The sequence below is a fragment of the Ferribacterium limneticum genome, from assembly GCF_020510565.1.
Classification (GTDB): domain Bacteria; phylum Pseudomonadota; class Gammaproteobacteria; order Burkholderiales; family Rhodocyclaceae; genus Azonexus; species Azonexus limneticus_B.
In genome coordinates this window covers 919,142-935,299 of sequence record NZ_CP075189.1, presented here as the reverse complement: position 1 = coordinate 935,299, position 16,158 = coordinate 919,142, and the positions used below count along the sequence as shown (strand labels likewise).

The 16,158-nt window shown below is 61.5% G+C and carries 21 protein-coding genes and 1 tRNA gene; 3 read left to right on the top strand and 19 right to left on the bottom strand.

Annotated elements, in window-relative coordinates:
- Positions 1-16 precede the first annotated feature (16 nt).
- The 15 genes from KI610_RS04560 to KI610_RS04490 form a co-directional block, all read right to left on the bottom strand.
- The gene (locus KI610_RS04560; RefSeq protein WP_226497488.1) at positions 17-496 is read right to left on the bottom strand and encodes a nitrous oxide reductase accessory protein NosL; all 480 of its coding nucleotides are present in this window, start codon (positions 494-496) and stop codon (positions 17-19) included.
- On the bottom strand, positions 496-1,101 hold the full coding sequence (locus KI610_RS04555) for a nitrous oxide reductase accessory protein NosL (protein ID WP_226497487.1): 606 nt from the start codon (positions 1,099-1,101) through the stop codon (positions 496-498). The genes KI610_RS04560 and KI610_RS04555 overlap by 1 nt, the downstream gene beginning before the upstream one ends.
- Before the next feature lie 81 nt (positions 1,102-1,182).
- Complete coding sequence (locus KI610_RS04550) at positions 1,183-1,884, bottom strand: sulfite exporter TauE/SafE family protein (protein WP_226497486.1); 702 nt, start codon at positions 1,882-1,884, stop codon at positions 1,183-1,185.
- 48 nt (positions 1,885-1,932) lie between these two features.
- On the bottom strand, positions 1,933-4,359 hold the full coding sequence (locus KI610_RS04545) for a heavy metal translocating P-type ATPase (protein ID WP_226497485.1): 2,427 nt from the start codon (positions 4,357-4,359) through the stop codon (positions 1,933-1,935).
- Between the two features lie 4 nt (positions 4,360-4,363).
- Complete coding sequence (locus KI610_RS04540; protein ID WP_226497484.1) at positions 4,364-4,960, bottom strand: hypothetical protein; 597 nt, start codon at positions 4,958-4,960, stop codon at positions 4,364-4,366.
- A gap of 10 nt (positions 4,961-4,970) precedes the next feature.
- Positions 4,971-5,339 (bottom strand): hypothetical protein, encoded by a 369-nt coding sequence (locus KI610_RS04535; protein ID WP_226497483.1) that lies wholly within the window; start codon positions 5,337-5,339, stop codon positions 4,971-4,973.
- Positions 5,340-5,351: 12 nt separating this feature from the next.
- Positions 5,352-5,534 carry a heavy metal translocating P-type ATPase metal-binding domain-containing protein gene (locus tag KI610_RS04530; protein WP_226497482.1) on the bottom strand — a complete coding sequence of 61 codons (183 nt, stop codon included), beginning with the start codon at positions 5,532-5,534 and terminating at the stop codon, positions 5,352-5,354.
- Complete coding sequence (locus tag KI610_RS04525) at positions 5,531-6,019, bottom strand: TlpA family protein disulfide reductase (RefSeq protein ID WP_226497481.1); 489 nt, start codon at positions 6,017-6,019, stop codon at positions 5,531-5,533. Before KI610_RS04525 ends, KI610_RS04530 begins: the two co-directional genes overlap by 4 nt.
- A gap of 1 nt (position 6,020) precedes the next feature.
- Positions 6,021-7,028 carry a hypothetical protein gene (locus KI610_RS04520; RefSeq protein WP_226497480.1) on the bottom strand — a complete coding sequence of 336 codons (1,008 nt, stop codon included), beginning with the start codon at positions 7,026-7,028 and terminating at the stop codon, positions 6,021-6,023.
- Positions 7,028-7,702, bottom strand: coding sequence for an ABC transporter ATP-binding protein (locus KI610_RS04515; RefSeq protein WP_226497479.1), 675 nt, complete (start codon positions 7,700-7,702; stop codon positions 7,028-7,030). The genes KI610_RS04520 and KI610_RS04515 overlap by 1 nt, the downstream gene beginning before the upstream one ends.
- Positions 7,699-8,832, bottom strand: a complete 1,134-nt coding sequence (locus KI610_RS04510) for an ABC transporter permease (RefSeq protein ID WP_226497478.1) — start codon at positions 8,830-8,832, stop codon at positions 7,699-7,701. Before KI610_RS04510 ends, KI610_RS04515 begins: the two co-directional genes overlap by 4 nt.
- Positions 8,795-9,124, bottom strand: coding sequence for a hypothetical protein (locus KI610_RS04505; protein ID WP_226497477.1), 330 nt, complete (start codon positions 9,122-9,124; stop codon positions 8,795-8,797). Before KI610_RS04505 ends, KI610_RS04510 begins: the two co-directional genes overlap by 38 nt.
- A complete protein-coding gene (locus tag KI610_RS04500; RefSeq protein WP_226497476.1) occupies positions 9,124-9,702 on the bottom strand; it encodes an SCO family protein in 579 nt (192 codons plus the stop codon). Before KI610_RS04500 ends, KI610_RS04505 begins: the two co-directional genes overlap by 1 nt.
- A 66-nt stretch (positions 9,703-9,768) precedes the next feature.
- Positions 9,769-9,945: a hypothetical protein gene (locus KI610_RS04495; RefSeq protein WP_198134124.1), complete on the bottom strand. Its 177-nt coding sequence runs from the start codon at positions 9,943-9,945 to the stop codon at positions 9,769-9,771.
- Between the two features lie 127 nt (positions 9,946-10,072).
- A tRNA-Ser gene (locus KI610_RS04490) sits at positions 10,073-10,160 on the bottom strand.
- 129 nt (positions 10,161-10,289) lie between these two features.
- Here KI610_RS04490 and KI610_RS04485 point away from each other — a divergent pair.
- On the top strand, positions 10,290-10,982 hold the full coding sequence (locus tag KI610_RS04485) for a Bax inhibitor-1/YccA family protein (protein ID WP_226497475.1): 693 nt from the start codon (positions 10,290-10,292) through the stop codon (positions 10,980-10,982).
- Between the two features lie 66 nt (positions 10,983-11,048).
- Here KI610_RS04485 and rlmD read toward each other — a convergent pair whose 3' ends face one another.
- Positions 11,049-12,347 carry a 23S rRNA (uracil(1939)-C(5))-methyltransferase RlmD gene (gene rlmD / locus KI610_RS04480; RefSeq protein WP_226497474.1) on the bottom strand — a complete coding sequence of 433 codons (1,299 nt, stop codon included), beginning with the start codon at positions 12,345-12,347 and terminating at the stop codon, positions 11,049-11,051.
- Positions 12,348-12,397: 50 nt separating this feature from the next.
- Between rlmD and KI610_RS04475 the strand changes: the two genes are divergently transcribed.
- Both KI610_RS04475 and KI610_RS04470 read left to right on the top strand, forming a co-directional pair.
- Positions 12,398-12,874, top strand: a complete 477-nt coding sequence (locus KI610_RS04475) for a DUF7931 domain-containing protein (RefSeq protein WP_226497473.1) — start codon at positions 12,398-12,400, stop codon at positions 12,872-12,874.
- 135 nt (positions 12,875-13,009) lie between these two features.
- Positions 13,010-13,270, top strand: coding sequence for a hypothetical protein (locus KI610_RS04470; protein ID WP_226497472.1), 261 nt, complete (start codon positions 13,010-13,012; stop codon positions 13,268-13,270).
- A 56-nt stretch (positions 13,271-13,326) separates the two neighbouring features.
- Here KI610_RS04470 and KI610_RS04465 read toward each other — a convergent pair whose 3' ends face one another.
- The 3 genes from KI610_RS04465 to dapA are packed head-to-tail and all read right to left on the bottom strand — an operon-like array spanning position 13,327 to position 16,116.
- Entirely contained in the window at positions 13,327-14,094 is a 768-nt protein-coding gene (locus tag KI610_RS04465) for an MBL fold metallo-hydrolase (RefSeq protein WP_226497471.1), read from the bottom strand.
- On the bottom strand, positions 14,091-15,221 hold the full coding sequence (gene bamC / locus KI610_RS04460; RefSeq protein ID WP_226497470.1) for an outer membrane protein assembly factor BamC: 1,131 nt from the start codon (positions 15,219-15,221) through the stop codon (positions 14,091-14,093). Before bamC ends, KI610_RS04465 begins: the two co-directional genes overlap by 4 nt.
- 16 nt (positions 15,222-15,237) lie before the next feature.
- Positions 15,238-16,116, bottom strand: coding sequence for a 4-hydroxy-tetrahydrodipicolinate synthase (gene dapA, locus KI610_RS04455; protein WP_226497469.1), 879 nt, complete (start codon positions 16,114-16,116; stop codon positions 15,238-15,240).
- Positions 16,117-16,158: the final 42 nt, after the last annotated feature.

The following is a 16,158-nucleotide window of genomic DNA, read 5'->3' as shown; positions in this document are numbered from 1 at the left end:
GCCTGATTCGTCGCGCTCAGAACTTCCCGGAATCAAGCGCCACAGGCAGATCCGGCGTCACTTGCTCGAAACGCAAGGTCCGCTTTCCCTTGTGATCCTTGCTGAAGTCGGTGGCATCCACCTGACTGGCCAGCGGCACCAGCTCATGCCCCATCGGGCCAAGGACATCGGAGCCGGTGACAAAAACGGCCTTGCGCGCGTCGATCCGTTCCAGATTGTAGAAATCGGTAACGTAGATACCCGTGATGTCTTCCTTGCGATGATTCGGCGCGTATTTCGGCAGGTCATGCAGGAACTTGAACATATCCTTGGCGCCATCGAAGAAATGGGCGTGGCCATCCTTCCAGGTGACGACAGCCACCCAGTTCGGATATTTGGAAACCAGCATGCCGCAGACCGGACAGAGATCCTTCGCCCCCGGCCTGGGCACATTCTGGGCTACCGCCAAGGGCGCCCAGAATGCGACCAGCAGGATCAAAAAGGCGCGACGGGACATCAGCCCTTCTTCATTTCAGCGGCGCGCTTGCGGCGCTCTTCGCGCATCTTGCGAATCATGCCGACGTCTGAGGCCATGTCCAGGTAGGACTCACGTAACGCATCGTTGAAATTGCCCAACGAGCCGCCGTGTTTGGCCTGGAACTCCTTGGCCGTGCTCAGCGAGGCAAAGGAATGTTTCGAACGCTTGGTCATGGCATGTTTGAGGTCGGCGCCGATCAGGTAAACCAGGTTGTCGACCGGCACCAGCGGGCGCGGTTCGACGGTGGAGCCATAGTCCGGCCCCCAGATATTTTTCGGCTCGCGGTCGATATTGACACCCAGGCTCAGCGACAGGCAGTGGATCGAACAGACGCCATCGGCCAGGTCGTCGGCGTACTGGACCAGCATGCGGGCGCGATGATGCTCCTTGCGATCCATGCCGCAATACGGGCACTTCGGATACTTTTCGAACTCGTTTTCCAGCGGCTTCGCGTCAGCTGGTTTCTTGGGAATGAACTGGTTCGGCGTGCCGTCGGTGGCACAGGCGGTGTTCGCACCGGCTTGCGGCGAAGCGGCGGCGAAGCCGGAAAGAACGGACATCTTGAGAAGGTCACGGCGTTTCATTTTTGCTCTCCCTGAAGCTGTTTGTTAGCCGTGAAATATTAGCGCTCGATGATGTGCGGCACCTGCGACATAGTGTCGCACTCAACCCAGGAGGCTGCGCATCACGGCGTAGTAGCGGATCCCTTGCCAGAGCGTCGATACGCCCAGCGCAATGACGAACAGCGCGGCGCCTTTGAGCAGCCAGCCGCGCAGTTTCGGGCCGAGCTTGCCGAACAGGAAGGAGGCAGACAGCATCGAAGGCAGAGTGCCGGCACCGAAGGCCAGCATCAGCAAGCCACCTTCCAGCACCGAAGGCGCAGTCGTCGCCTTGACGGCCATCGCCATGGTCATCGAGCAGGGCATCAGGCCGTTGATGGCGCCACCGATCAGGGCGCCGACGACCGGGCCTTTCTGGACCGCCAGCCCGAACTGCTTGCGCAGCCAAGCAATGGGCGCAAAGCCAAGTCGGTTGCGGAAGGGCGAAACGCCGAGCAGATCAAGGCCGAGCAGGATGACGACGATACCGGCAATGATCTGCAGCACGCCCTGCAGCTTGCCGAATTGACCGGTGGAGACGAGCACGGCGCCAATCGCCGCGGCAATCAGGCCAACGACCGTGTAGATGCCGACCCGCGCCCCGTGATAGGCCAGATACGGCCAAACGCCTTTGGCGCCAAGCTTCATGAAAAACCCGGAAACCAGGCCACCGCACATGCCGAGGCAATGGCCACTGCCAAGCAGGCCGGTCATGAAGGCGAGCATGTAAGAAAACTCGGCAATGGCGTGGTGGTGGCTGTGATCCATGTGTGCTTTGCTACGGTCAACCGGGGAAAACGGTCAAAATTGAAATATTCAGCGCTGCAAACGCAGGGAATTGGCGACGACCGAGGTTGAGCTCATCGCCATGGCCGCCGCCGCGATCATCGGATTGAGCCGGCCGGCGGCGGCGACGGGGATGGCGACGACGTTGTAGCCGAGCGCCCAGAACAGGTTCTGGCGGATGATTGCCATGGTCCGGCGCGACAGGTCGATACCGGCTGCGACGCGGGCGATGTCGCCGCCGACCAGCGTGATGTCGGCGGATTCGACGGCGATGTCGGCACCACCGCCGATGGCGAAGCCGACGTCGGCCGCGGCCAGGGCTGGCGCGTCGTTGATGCCGTCGCCGATCATGCCGACTTTTTCGCCGGCTTCCTGCAACTGGCGAATGGCGGCCAGCTTGTCGGCCGGGGTGCAGCGGGCCAGCACATGGTCGATGCCGACCTCGCCGGCGACGTGGCTGGCGACGGCTTCGAGGTCGCCGGTCGCCATCACGGTTTTCAGGCCGAGGCGATGGAGCAAGGCGATGGCTTCCCGGGCGCCGTGGCGCGGCTGGTCGGCGATGGCGAAAATGGCCACCGCCTGGCCGTCGACCGCAGCGAAGACGGGCGTCTTGCCCTGTTCGGCCAGGCGCTGCGCTTCATCGGTGAGCGGTGCGCAGGCAATGCCCATGTCGTCGAGCAGCGCGGCGTTGCCGATGATGACATCCTGCCCATCGACCTGCGCCGTGACGCCGCGCCCCGGGTGGGCGGCAAAGGATTCGGCGGCCAGCGTGTCTTTCCGGCGTGGCTTGCTCCACTCGGCCAGGGCGCGCGCCAGAAAGTGCTCGGAACCCGCTTCGGCAGCGCCGATCAGGCTGGCCAGCCGGGCTTCGTCGATGCCCGGCAGGATGAAAGTGTCGGTGACGACCGGCTTGCCTTCGGTGATCGTGCCGGTCTTGTCGAAAACGATGGTGGTCAGCTTGGCCGCCGTTTCGAGCGCTTCGCCGTTGCGGATGAAGATGCCGCGCTTGGCGGCCTGACCGGTGCCGACCATGATCGCCGTCGGCGTGGCCAACCCGAGGGCGCAGGGGCAGGCGATGAGCAGGACAGCGACGGAATGAGCCAGCGCGGCGGAAACCGGGGCGCCGGCCATCGCCCAGCCGCCGAAGGTCAGCGCGGCAATGCCGCCGACGGCCGGCACGAAGCGCGCCGAAATGCGGTCGGCCAGCTTCTGCACCGGCAGCTTGCTGCCCTGCGCCTGGTCGACCAGCTTGACGATGCCGGACAGCACGGTGTCACCGCCGACGGCGGTGACCGTCATGACGAAACTGCCGTTGCCGTTCAGGCAGCCGCCGATCACCTTGTCGCCGGGCGCCTTGGCCACCGGCAGCGATTCGCCGGTGATCATCGCTTCATCGACCGAGGAAGCGCCTTCGAGCACGCAGCCGTCGGTCGGAATCTTGTCGCCAGCCCGCACGCGCAGACGGTCGCCGATCTGCACGTCGTCGATGGCCACTTCGAATTCGGTGCCGTCGGCCTCGATGCGCAGTGCCGTTTCCGGCTGCAGTTCGATCAGTTTGCGGATCGCTTCGCCGGCCTTGCCCTTGGCGCGCTCTTCCATGTAACGGCCGAGCAGGACGAAGGTGCAGATGCCGGCCGCTGACTCGAAATAGACGTGGTGATGCATCCGGAACACGCCGGGAATGCTGTAAGCCCAAGCCGCGCCGGCACCGATGGCGATCAGCGTGTCCATGTTGGCTTCGCCCTGCTTGGCCAGCATCCAGGCCTTGCGGAAAATGCTGTTGCTGCTGCCGAAGAGGATGGCAGACGACAACGCGAACTCCATGACGCGCAGGGCAGGCGAGCGGTGCATGGCCATGCCGGAAAGCATCACCGGCACGGTCAGGATGGCCGCCTGGATGAAGCGTTTCTTGGCCTCCTCGACGCGCTCCTTTTCACGCTCGACGATCAGCCGACGCTGCGCCAGCGTGTCCATCGGCCGCGTTGCATAACCCAGCGCGCTGACCACCTTGGCCACGTCGTCGCGGTCGATCACGCCATTGACCGTCACCGTCTCGGCGGCGAAATTGACCGAGGCGTAGCGCACGCGCGGGTCGCGCTTGAGCTTCATTTCAATGAGCAGGGCGCAGGAAGCGCAGCTCATGCCTTCGATGGCCAGCGAACATTCCTGCACCGGGCCGTCGACCGGCGCGACGACGGCCGGCGCTGTCTTGGGCGCGGTGATCAGGTTGCCGAGCACGGCGTCCAGCGTCGCCAGCAGTCGCTCTTCCGGCAAGGCCGCCGGGTCGTATTCGACGACCAGCGAACCGATGTCGGCGACGATGCGCACCTCCTTGATGGCCGGATGCTTGCGCAGCAGGATTTCCAGGATGTAGCAGCGCTCCTGTTCCTTTTCGAGCGAGGGCGCCAGCACCCGAAGGCGGCGACGCAGGCGGTGGGCGATCCGGAAATGCTTCATCGGGTCAGTTGGACTTGCGATAACGGACGAGCAGGAAGACGAGGTAGAACACCGTCAGCCAGGCATTGCTGTTAGCCACCGGGTTCTGCAGCCAGCGCTTGGTGATCAGGTCCCAATGGACGCGGATCAGGTAGAAGGCGACGATGTCGTTGAAGAAATTGGTGATTGCCTTTTCGGTCAGCGCGCTTTCCACCATCGGCTGGAAGCGGGCCTGCAGCGAGCCTTCGGCCGGCGGCTCGGCCGGAATGATGATCGCCTTGAGCTTGTCGAGTAGCGGCTGGAAACCGTTGTTCAGGTCGATAGACGGGGCGGCTTCCGGCTCGGCAGCCGGTGCTTCGTCAAGCGGCAGGCCGGGCAGCAGGCGGAACAGATGGCGGGCGACCTGCGCTGTGGTGCACACCTGTGCGTCAAAACGGATGGAAATTCGCTTCCAGCCACGGTCGACCGCAGCGCTGCTCAGGCCGGCCAGGGTTTTCATGCCTGCTTCGATGGCGGCCGCTGCGGCTTCGCTGCAAATCTCGGCCGGCAGTTCGAGGCGCAGATAGCCCGGCTCGCGGTGCAGGACGACGATGCGTTGCGCCAGTTCGGCGGTTTGCGTCATGTCGCCTCCGTCAGGCAGCCGGGGTTTCGCTGGCCGGCGGCGGATTGCCCTCGAATTTGTCCTGGGCTTCGGCCATCAGGTCGTTCAGGTTTTCCTTCTGGTGCAGCGCGAAATCCTTGCCCATGCCGGTCGCCTTGGACAGGCCTTCGACGATTTCCTTCTGGTACTTGAAGAGCAGGAAACCGGCCGCAATGCCACCCGCTGCACCAACGGCCAGCAGGGCCAGCGGATTGCGCAGCAGGGCCGTGCCGAGCAGGCCCTTGCCGGCGGCAAAGCCGGCGCCCGCCATCATCGCGCCGGTGGTGACCGGCTTGCTCATCATGTGGCCGGCCTGACTCATCATGTGCGGCATTTGCTTCATCATTTCTTCGGTCATCATGGTCGTTTCCTTTCAGGATTTCTGGTCTGTATTTGGGTCATTCTGAACCGGCGTTTCCTGGATGTCATGCAACATCTGGTAAATCCCCCGGCACCCCTCGCAACAAAACTGGTATTGCTTTTCGGGCGTGTTCAGCACGAAAGGCTTGACCCCGACGTCAAGGCTGCACAGGTCGCAGGCGCGGCTCTCGCTCATTTCAGCAATTCCTGCACGTGGCGGGCGAAGGTGGCTTCATCGGCCTCGCCGACGATCTTGCCGCGCACGATGCCCTTGCCGTCGATGAAGAAGGTGGTCGGCAGGCCAACGACGCCGTAGCTGCGGGCGATGGCCGAGTTTTCGTCAAGCAGCGCCGGGTAGCTGACGCCGATCTTCTTGATGAAGGCGTTGATCGTCGCCTTGTCCTGCCCGGCGTTGATGGCCAGCACCTGCAGCTTGCCCTGGTTGGCCCGGTAGACCGTTTCGATGGCCTTCATTTCGCCTTCGCAATACTTGCACCAGTCGGCCCAGAAACGGATGACCAGCGGCTTGCCGAAATAGGCGGCAGGAAAGTGCTCGGCCCCGCCATCGGCCCGGAAAGTCTGGAAGGTGGGCGCGATGCTGCCGATGTTGATGTTGGCCTTGGCTGCCTCATTTCCGCAGGCGCTCAGAAGCAGAGCGAGGATCAGAAGAAAAACACGCATCTTAGTGTTCGATCAGGATCAGGTTGGAGGTCAGCACGAACCAGGTAGCCAGCGCCGTGAACAGAATATAGCCTGCCACGGTCAACCCGGAAAAACGCCGAGAAATGGAAGGGATGATTTTGGTCAGACTCGGCACCCGGGCAAACGGCTGCATGGCCCCGGCGCCCAGCCCGGCGGCCGTGGCGACAAACAGCGGGACATAGAGCCAGTAGCCCTGGTAGTTGTATTCTGGCTTGAGGATGCAGAACGGGCAGTGATGGTGCGGGTGCTCGTAGATGTAGAGCGAAATGAAGGACAACACGCCGGTAATGGCCGCCACGAAGCCGCCGGCACTGGTCAGCGCCAGCAGATAACCGCTGACCCGCCCGCCGCGCCGCCAATGCCACAAGGCAATGCCAATCACCGCAGTCATCGCGCCGTAGAACAGCCAGATGGCTGGCAACGGTTCGAGGCCCGAGGCTTCGGCGGCGATGGTCTTGGCGTCGCCGGAGAACATGCTGCCGCAGCACGACGTGATCACATTGGCCTTGAGGCCCATGAAATACTGCAGTTCCAGCCAGAAACTGGAGATCAGGATGGGCAACAGAAGCAGTAGCAGGCCGTACTTGATGCGAACCAGCGGGTAGTCGCGGGCCTTGGTGTCGGCGTGATTGATGGCCAGCCACATGGCGGCCAGGAAAAAAATGGCCATCTGCGCGATCAGCGACGGAAAGCCGTAGCCATTGACGTTGAGCGTACCGACCGCGCACATGGCACCGACGAACATCACCGACAACCGGTCGGCGTTGAAGACGAAAAGCAGCAGCGCCGCCAACTGGACGAGCATGACGAAGGACAGCAGCGTCGAGAACAGATAGGTGCGGCGCTCCAGCGCCAGTTGCCGCTCCGAACCGCTGTTGATGTCCCAGTGCCGGATGACCTGTACGGCGAAGGGCGCAGCGGCGAGCAGCATCAGGACCGCCACGCCGGCGGCCATGAGCAGCGCGATGATGGCGGGCTGGAAGAGCATCAGCCGTCCACGAGGCGGCCGTCACGCATGCCGACCACCCGATGCACGGCGCTCGATTCGACGACCAGCGGGTCGTGACTGGTCAGCAGCACCGTCTTGCCAGCCGCCGTGAAGCCTTCGAGGATGGCCATGAATTCCTTGGATAGCGCGGTATCGAGGTTGGCCGTCGGCTCGTCGGCGATGATCACTTCCGGGTTGTTGATCAGGGCGCGGGCGATGGCGACGCGCTGCTGTTCGCCGCCGGACAGCCATTCGACCTTGGCGGCGCTGCGGTGGCCGAGCTTGAGCTGGTCGAAGAGCTCGCCCGCTGCCGTGACCAGTTCGGCCCGTGGCCGGCCGGTCGGGAAGGCCGGCAAAATGACGTTTTCGAGCGCCGACAGGCCCTTGATCAGGTTGAACTGCTGGAAGACGAAGCCGAAGCTCTGCCGGCGAATGTCGGTCAGGAAGCGCTCCGGCAGGCCGGAGATGTCCTCGCCCTTGAAGCGCACGCGGCCGCTGGTCGGCCGGCTCAGGCAGCCGACGATGGTCAGCAGCGTGGTCTTGCCGGAACCACTCGGGCCGCGGAAGGCGGTGACTTTGCCGGCTTCGACCGTCAAATCGATGCCGTGCAGCGCCCAGTATTCGTTGGGCTGGCTCTGGTTGAAAGCCTTCTTGATATTGGATAACTCAATCATCGCATCACCGAATCCGGGTCGGTGATCGCCGCCCGCCAGATCGGCACGAGCACCGCCGCTGTGTAGGGAAACACCGTGAAGAAAAACAGGGTGGCGATCTGCAGGCCATCGACGGCCGGGACCAGCGTGAATTTCGGGTAGAGCACCGACCAGCCCTTGAGCACCGGCTCGAAGACCGCCGCGCCGAAATGGAAGACATGGACGTAGGCGGCGATGAAGCCGAGCAGGAAGGCGGTCAGCGAAATGAGCAGGCCCTCCCAGGTTTTCATGCGGATGACGTCGCCGGTTTCCCAGCCGATGGCTTTGAGGATGCCGATTTCGCGCTTTTCCTCGGCCGACAGCCCGGATGCCTTCTCCCAGGCAAGGATGGCGAAGGCGAGGATGGCGCCGGCCAGTACCGTCAGCACGATGCCCTCGCGCCAGTCGAAAACGCTCTGGTAGGTGCGCAGGACCTCCTCGCGCAGGATCGGGCGGGAATCGGGCAGCGCGCTAGCCAGCTTGGCGGCCACGGTGCGCACTTCCTGCGGGTTGGCCACGGAGAGCGCGATGTCGGTGTAATGCCCGGCCGGGTATTCGAAGAACTTGCGGAAATCGTTTTCGGAAAGCAGCACGAGATCGGCCGAGAGCAGTTCGGAATCCGGCGAGAGCACGCCGCTGACTTCGAACGTGAACAGCTTGCCCGAGTAGGAACGGAAGGAAACGGTGTTGTGCAGCGCCAGCCCCCGCTCGCGAGCCAGCCCATTGCCGACCATGATGTGGCCGTCCGCCACCTCGTCGGCCGGCCGCGCCATGAAGGTGTAATTGGCGTTCAAGACCGGGTCGTAGTAATAGCCCCAGAGTCGGCCTTCCTTTTTCTGCACGCCGCGGATGCGGCCGATCTTGTCGAGGTAGCCGGGCGGGATCAGGTCATGCCGGCCGGCCACCATGCGCTGCAAAATCACTTCCGGCGAACCGGCCAGGACGAAGGTCGCCTCCGTGCGCAGTGCCTGCGTGAATAGCGTCAGCGAGGCCAGCACGAAGACGAGCAGCGTGTAGGCCAGCAGCAGGCCGATGTTTTTCGTCTTGCGCCGGGCCAATGAGGCCAGCGTGAAGTCAATCAGGTGACGTTGTTTTTCCAGCCAGATGCGCATGGGATTGGGTCAGGATAGCCGGGGGAGGAAGCAGCGAGCCGCTCGGAAAATGGTCGAAGGCGCCGGGGTGATCCTGCAGAGCCGAATGCAGGTCGGCCTGGGTCGGGTGGCGGGTGTAGCGGGCTTCGGTGAATAGCGCCAGATCGGTCAGGCCGAGTTTTTCGACCAGCGCGCGGTTGGCGGTCAGTTTTTGCTCGTCTTCCACGGTCAACCGGAAAAAAAGGCCAAAAATCAAAAGACAGATGCCGGCCAGAACCGCCAGCAGGCTGAGTGCCACAGACGATGGGCGCATCACAGCAGCTTTCTGACGGCGCCAACCACCTTGTCGGTCGTCGCCCCGAGCTCAAGCACAGCGGCCAATTTCCCGTCCGGGCCAACGACGTAGGTCGAGGTCGTGTGATCGACCGCATAGCTGCCATCAGCCGCCGTCGGCAACTTGATGTAACCCGCCCCGAAAGCCTTGGCCAGGGCGGCAATCTGCTCCGGCGTGCCGGTCGCGCCGATCATTTCGGGATGGAAGAAAGCGGTGTATTCCTTCAAATGCTGGACGCTATCGCGCTCGGGATCGACCGAAATCAGGATCAGCCTGACCCGGCTGCGTTCCTCGGCGCTCAAGGCTTTTAGCGCCTGCCCGCCCGCAGCCAGCGAGGCCGGACAGATATCAGGGCAATGCGTGTAGCCGAAGTAAACCAGCAAAACCTTGCCGCGCAAGGCTTTCGAATCGACCGGCCCGCTCGCCGACTGCAACACGAAATCGCCGCCGAGTGGCAGCTTTGGATCACGCGCCGGCGTTCCGCCACGCATCAGCACCGCCACACCGAGCAGTACGGCAAGGCCAAGCGCCACGCCGATCAACCAGTATTTTTTCATAATCGGGAAAAACAAAAGGCAGACCCAAAGTCTGCCTGCATTGTTGCGATGGCGGTAACGATCAGATCAAAAACGGTTCGATGCCCGCATCAAGGCGCCGCGCAGGGCAATCGTCACGGCCGAACCGAGTCCGACACGCTGGGCAACGGCCGGCAAGATGATCAGCGACGCCAGAGCAAAGCCAGCGCCAAGCAGCAAGGAAGCCATTTCTGGCTGATTCTGAGTAGTCGGTTTTTGATTCATGGCGTTCTCCCTTACGCGTTTGTCGCCATGCTAACGACTTCGGTGCGCGAGAGGGATGCGACATATTGCCGCACACCGTCAAAACAGCCAGAAAGCAAAACGGCCCCAAAGGGGCCGATGCAATTTCTGGCGGGTCCGGTGAGATTCGAACTCACGATGCTTTTCAGCACGCCGGTTTTCAAGACCGGTGCATTCAACCACTCTGCCACAGACCCGGAAGGCGCGCATGATAGCACAGTCGCCACCGGTACAATCTGACACAAAAGCGCACAGGATTAATTGAAACTTCGCTCCGGCTCCGTTAGTCTTAACGTTTGTCGCAATAACACAAGGGAGCTTCCCGTATGAACACCAACTTCGAGATTGCCAATCAGGGCTCTGCTGGGCTGGCACTGCAGCAGAACCGCGTTCTGCGCAACACCTACATGCTGCTCGGCCTTTCCATGGTACCGACGGTCATTGGCGCACTGGTCGGCATCCAGATGCAATTCAGCTTCCTGGCTGGCAGCCCGTTCATTTCCTTCCTGCTCTTCATGGGCGTTGCCATGGGCTTCATGTGGGGCATCGAGAAGAACAAGGACAGCGGACTGGGCGTAGCCCTGCTCCTCGGCTTCACCTTCTTCATGGGTCTCATGCTGTCGCGCATCCTGCAAGTCGCCCTCGGCTTCTCCAACGGCGGCTCGATGATCGCCATGGCCGCAGGTGGCACGGGCGCAGTGTTCTTCACGATGTCGACCGTCGCCGCCGTCAGCAAGCGTGACTTCAGCGGCATGGGCAAGTTCCTGTTCGTCGGCATGATCGTTGTCCTGCTTGCTGCCGTCGCCAACATCTTCTTCCAGATTCCGGCGCTGTCGCTGACCATTGCCGTCGCGGTTGTCGGCATCTTCTCGGCCTACATCCTGTACGACATCAGCCGCATCATCCAGGGTGGAGAAACCAACTACGTGAGCGCGACCTTGGCGGTTTATCTCGACGTTTACAACGTTTTCGTCGGCTTGCTGCAACTGATCATGGCCCTGACCGGCGAGCGCGATTAAGCTTCGCTGGCTCAACGTTAAAAAGGCGGCCTCAGCCGCCTTTTTAACGCCTGGAAATTCGCGTCATCAAGGCCGTTCGAAAACGGCGATCGACTCGACATGGGCGGTGTGCGGGAACATGTTAACCGCACCTGCCGAGACAAACCGGTAGCCCTTCTCCGTGACCAGTACCGCCGCATCCCGAGCCAGCGTACCGGGATTGCAGGAGACGTAGACAATGCGGCGTGGCGCATCTTTTCCCAGCGCCCTGACCAACTCAACCGCCCCCTCACGCGGCGGGTCGATCAGCATCTTGTCAAAGCGCCCCAGCGCTGCGATGGATTGCTCGGAACATTCGAACAGGTTGGCAACGCCGAACTCGACGCGCTCCGCCAGACCATTCGAGACCACGCTCTCGCGCCCACGCGCCACCAGCCCGGCACTGCCTTCGACACCGACTACGCTAGCCCCCGACCGGGCAATCGGCAAGGTGAAATTTCCCAGGCCGCAGAACATGTCGGCGATCCGCTCGTCGGGTTGCGGATCAAGTAGGCGCATGGCGCGGCGGACCAGCACGCGATTCACCGCGTGGTTAACCTGGGTGAAATCATTCGGCTTGAAATCGAACTCCAGACCGAACTCCGGCAAGGTATAGGACAAACGCGGACCGGGCAGCGGATGGAAGCGCAGGATGGAATCCGGCCCTTTGGGCTGCAGGTAGAAAACGATGGCATGTCGGTCGGCAAATTCGCACAACAAACGCTCGTCAGCCGCAGTCAGCGGATCCAGAATGCGCAACAGGACAGCCGTGCAATGCTCGCCAACGGCCACCTCAACCTCGCGAATGCGATCGGCCACCGTCAGCGCGCCAAACAGTTCGCGCATGGGCATCAGCAGGGCCGAGACATGGGGCGACAAAATGTCGCAGCTTCGAATGTCGGCAATGTAGCTGCTGCGCCATTCATGAAAGCCAATCAGCACCGCCCCGCCTTTTGAAACTTGGCGAACCGCCAGTCGAGCGCGGTGCCGATACCCCCAGGGCTCGCCCTGAATCGGCGGCAACATCGTTTCCGGGCGTACACGGCCGATATGCCAGAGGCTGTCTTCAAGGACACGCTGCTTGGCAGCGACTTGTGCCGAAGGATCCATGTGTTGCATGGCACAGCCACCACAAACGCCAAAATGGGGACAACGCGGTACAACGCGGGCATTCGACGGTTTGATGACGCGGACCAGATGCGCCAGCTCGAACTTGGATTTTCTCCGGAAGCTGGCGTATTCGACGGTTTCACCCGGCAGGGCGCCATCGACGAAGATGGCCTTGCCATCCTGGCGGGTAATCCCCCGTGCCTCATGGTCCAACGATGCGATGATCCCGATTGGCACGGTCAACTCCAAAAAAGCGCGAATTTTAACAATCGGTTAAACTAAGCGCCATGGCTCGCGAACTGATTACCTCCTGGGCAGACTACCAGATGGCGCTTGACCGTCTGCTGGCCATTGCCTGTCATAAAATCAGCATTTATGACGAAGACCTTGTCACGCTGAAGCTCGAATCCGCCCCCCGCCTGCTTCATATCAAACGCATCCTTCAGGCTGGGCAGAGCGATACCTTGCAAATAGCCGTTCGCAACGCCGGGCCGATCCGGCAAAAGCACCCTCTGTTTCTCAACCAGCTCACCACCTACGGCCACCTTGCCGTTGCCCGTCAAACGCCCCCGCAACTAGCCCATCTGCGCGATAGCATGATCCTCGTCGACGACAAACACGCACTGATTCGCTTTGAGCGAGATATGCCGCGCGGCAAATTACTAATCGATGAAATTGACGAAGTCCGTCCCTATTTGACCCGCTTCAGGGAAATCTGGTCAGAAGGCGGCGAAAGCGTCGCCAGCACTGCCCTTGGGCTCTGATTTTCAGGCATTATTTTGCACTGCAGCAAGTCTCGCCCACGGAAATAAATTGTTGCTATAATCGCAGACTGATTAGGTATCTCCTGATCTCCGATCAATTCAGATTTTGTTGCCTCTTGTCGATAAGGAAATCCCATGAATAAGTCTATCCTCGTTGCTGCTCTGCTCGCCGTTGCCCTGTCCGCTTGTGGCAAGAAGCCGGAAGCCCCGGCTGCTGCCCCGGCTCCGGTTGCTGCTCCGGCTGCTGAAGCTGCCAAGCCGGCTGAAGCCGCTGCTCCGGCCGCTGCCCCGGCTGCTGATGCTGCCAAGCCGGCTGATGCCGCTGCTCCGGCCGCCGCTCCGGCTGCTGATGCTGCCAAGCCGGCTGAAGCCGCTGCTCCGGCTGCTGCGAAGTAATTCTTCCAGCACAAAGAAAACGGGGCTTCGGCCCCGTTTTTTATTGTCCTGATTTTTTAAACCAGGCTTCGCCAATCAAATCCATGATCAGGGCTCGCCACGCCGACCCACTCATCCGGGCAACCCAGCGCCCTGGCAACCGCGCCAACCGCCAGTTCCGGTCGATTGTTGCGCTCGCTCAAATGAGCCGCCACCAGCGTTTGCAGGCCCGAACAATCGATTAGCCCCAGCAATTTCGCTGCCGCAGAGTTTTCAAGGTGACCATAGCGCCCGGCAATGCGCCGCTTAAGCGACGCCGGGTAAGCCGAACGCTCAAGCATCTCGGCATCGTGGTTGAATTCAAGCACCAAGCCAGCGCAACCGGATAACATCGCGCAAACATGCGCCGTCGGTTCGCCGATATCGGTCAGTACCCCCAACCGAACGCCGGAACCGGAAAAGACGAATTGCACGGGTTCCCGGGCATCATGAGGCACCGGAAAAGGCTGCACCTCGAGATCGCCGATCGACAGCGAACGGTGACTGTCGATGACACGCAGATCCAGTTCCGAATCAGCTTCGCGACAGCCAACCCAAGTCCCGTGCGTCATCCAGACCGGTAGTCCGAACTTGCGGGCTAGCCGAAACACGCCTGCGACATGGTCGCCATGCTCATGGGTGACGAGAATGCCCGCCAGATCAGATGGTGCCCGGCCAAGACGCTGCAAACGGGCCACGGTTTCCCGTAGCCCGAAGCCGCAATCGAGCATCAGGCAAGTTGCCCCGTGCTCGACGAGCAGCGCATTTCCCGCGCTGCCGCTGCCGAGCGAGGCAAAACGAATCACTGCAACTGCTGGAGGAGCAGGCCGAGAATCTTCTTTGCGGTTTCCGACTTGTCAGTACCGCCTTCGTTGGAGAGGACCTTGACGATGCTCTGTTCGCCGGCATCGCTGACATAAATACGATACTGAACCTTAGAACTGGCCGGCGGCTCGGTACTCTTCCAGAAAGCCAGCTTGGACAGGAAACCGTCGTCCTTCTTGCTGCGGTTGTCCAATTCCGGATCGACATAGCGCACGAAGTACAGGCCACGCGAGCGATCGCGGTCTTCAACCGTGAACCCGACACGATCCAGCGCCAAGCCAACACGACGCCAGGCGCGGTCAAAGCGTTCAAGCACTTCCAGCGTACCGGCGCCATCATCCGACTTGGCCAGTTTGGCACGCGGCTCGGCCTTGGCTGCAGCGATCGATGCTTCGGCACGCTTCTCTTCCGAACCGAGACGAACCATCAGACGGCGCAACATCTCGGCTTCCAGTTCCGGGTCGGCAGCTCGGGGCTGCCAGCGCGTGTCATCCTTGGCCGAAGAGGTATATACCTCCTCCATGGCGCGATGGCTGACGAAAATATCTGTTGTTCCCGGCGTTGCACCTGGCTCGAAGCGGGTACGGAACTTGTCGCGCTCGCCGGTCGAGTACAGCGAATCGAGCAAGCGACCAACGGTGTTGCGAATAATATCGTCGCCGATCTTGGCGCGATTTTCAGCCCAGTCAGTTTCCATGACCCCGGCTTCAGGACGCTCGACAGAAATGATGAAACCGGTTTCCTGCCAGAAATCCTTGACCGTATCCCACAGTTTGTCGGCCGGAGCGGCAACCACCAGCCAACGCTGGTTCCCGGAACGCTCAACGCGCACCTTGTCGACCTGCGGCAGGACAACCGAGTTCAGAGCCTGAGCCTGCGGCGTACGGTCAGCACTATAGGCCGAGAACGTGGCACTTCCCTTGCCCGCCACATCGGGCACCAGATAGCGGTCATCGCGGGCGATCTGGGAAAGATCCGGCGGCACTTCGAGGCTCGGCACCTTGCCGGCCGACTTGTATTCGATCTTGCGGGAATCAGGAAGAACACTGCATCCCGCCAACGCGATGGCAAGCAGGGAAAGGGAGAGGCCGGAAAGCCGACGATTCATTTTTACTTTACTCCGCTCAGGCGAGTACGCCAGCCTGGCGCATGGCGGCCAGAACACGGCCATGGTTGGCTTCGGACAGGGCGGTCAGGGGCAGACGAATGCCGTTGGGCGACAGGCCCATCTTGTGCACCGCCCACTTGACCGGAATCGGATTGGCTTCGCAGAACAGGTCGCGGTGCAATCCAAGCAACTTGAAGTGAATTTCGCGCGCCTTGGCAATGTTTCCACTCGCAGCGGCAACACACATCTCGTGCATCAATCGCGGCGCCACGTTGGCGGTTACCGAGATGTCACCATGGAAACCAAGGCTGATGGTCGCCACAGCTGTCATGTCATCGCCGGTATACAGGGCGAAACCCTTCGGCGCACGGGCAATCAGATCGCAGGCGCGGTCGATACTGCCGGTCGCATCCTTGACGCCAACGATGCCCGGCACTTCGGCCAGGCGCAGAATGGTGTCGTTCGACATATCGGCGACGGTGCGCCCCGGTACGTTATAGAGCAGGACGGGCAGTTCAACAGCTTCGGCAATCGCCTTGAAATGGCGATAGAGGCCTTCCTGGGTCGGCTTGTTGTAGTAAGGAACAACCGACAGGGCCATATTGGCGCCAGCCTTCTTGGCGAACTCGGTCAGTTCGATGGCTTCGGCCGTCGAATTGGCGCCGGTACCGGCTATGACTGGGATGCGGCCGGCGACGTGATCGACGGCAACCTTGATCAGTTCACAATGTTCCTCGACATTGACCGTCGGCGATTCGCCCGTCGTGCCGACGACCACGATGCCATCGGTCCCTTCGCTGACATGGAAGTCGAGCAGGTTGCGGAAAGCGTTCAAATCGAGGCTGCCATCCTCATGCATGGGCGTAACGATGGCGACAATGGATCCAGTAATCATGGCCTGTTTATGGAATAAGTAATCTGTTGATTGTAACTGAAG

Bases quoted from the DNA above. Each gene is read 5' to 3' on its own strand.
- KI610_RS04520 (WP_226497480.1), bottom strand. From the start codon at position 7,028: ATGCTCTTCCAGCCCGCCATCATCGCGCTGCTCATGGCCGCCGGCGTG.
- KI610_RS04485 (WP_226497475.1), top strand. From the start codon at position 10,290: ATGAACACCAACTTCGAGATTGCCAATCAGGGCTCTGCTGGGCTGGCA.
- bamC (WP_226497470.1), bottom strand. From the start codon at position 15,221: ATGAATCGTCGGCTTTCCGGCCTCTCCCTTTCCCTGCTTGCCATCGCG.
- KI610_RS04515 (WP_226497479.1), bottom strand. From the start codon at position 7,702: ATGATTGAGTTATCCAATATCAAGAAGGCTTTCAACCAGAGCCAGCCC.
- KI610_RS04550 (WP_226497486.1), bottom strand. From the start codon at position 1,884: ATGGATCACAGCCACCACCACGCCATTGCCGAGTTTTCTTACATGCTC.
- dapA (WP_226497469.1), bottom strand. From the start codon at position 16,116: ATGATTACTGGATCCATTGTCGCCATCGTTACGCCCATGCATGAGGAT.
- KI610_RS04560 (WP_226497488.1), bottom strand. From the start codon at position 496: ATGTCCCGTCGCGCCTTTTTGATCCTGCTGGTCGCATTCTGGGCGCCC.
- KI610_RS04530 (WP_226497482.1), bottom strand. From the start codon at position 5,534: ATGAGCGAGAGCCGCGCCTGCGACCTGTGCAGCCTTGACGTCGGGGTC.
- KI610_RS04555 (WP_226497487.1), bottom strand. From the start codon at position 1,101: ATGAAACGCCGTGACCTTCTCAAGATGTCCGTTCTTTCCGGCTTCGCC.
- KI610_RS04545 (WP_226497485.1), bottom strand. From the start codon at position 4,359: ATGAAGCATTTCCGGATCGCCCACCGCCTGCGTCGCCGCCTTCGGGTG.
- KI610_RS04540 (WP_226497484.1), bottom strand. From the start codon at position 4,960: ATGACGCAAACCGCCGAACTGGCGCAACGCATCGTCGTCCTGCACCGC.
- KI610_RS04500 (WP_226497476.1), bottom strand. From the start codon at position 9,702: ATGAAAAAATACTGGTTGATCGGCGTGGCGCTTGGCCTTGCCGTACTG.
- KI610_RS04495 (WP_198134124.1), bottom strand. From the start codon at position 9,945: ATGAATCAAAAACCGACTACTCAGAATCAGCCAGAAATGGCTTCCTTG.
- KI610_RS04535 (WP_226497483.1), bottom strand. From the start codon at position 5,339: ATGATGACCGAAGAAATGATGAAGCAAATGCCGCACATGATGAGTCAG.
- KI610_RS04475 (WP_226497473.1), top strand. From the start codon at position 12,398: ATGGCTCGCGAACTGATTACCTCCTGGGCAGACTACCAGATGGCGCTT.
- KI610_RS04505 (WP_226497477.1), bottom strand. From the start codon at position 9,124: ATGCGCCCATCGTCTGTGGCACTCAGCCTGCTGGCGGTTCTGGCCGGC.
- KI610_RS04470 (WP_226497472.1), top strand. From the start codon at position 13,010: ATGAATAAGTCTATCCTCGTTGCTGCTCTGCTCGCCGTTGCCCTGTCC.
- KI610_RS04525 (WP_226497481.1), bottom strand. From the start codon at position 6,019: ATGCGTGTTTTTCTTCTGATCCTCGCTCTGCTTCTGAGCGCCTGCGGA.
- KI610_RS04510 (WP_226497478.1), bottom strand. From the start codon at position 8,832: ATGCGCATCTGGCTGGAAAAACAACGTCACCTGATTGACTTCACGCTG.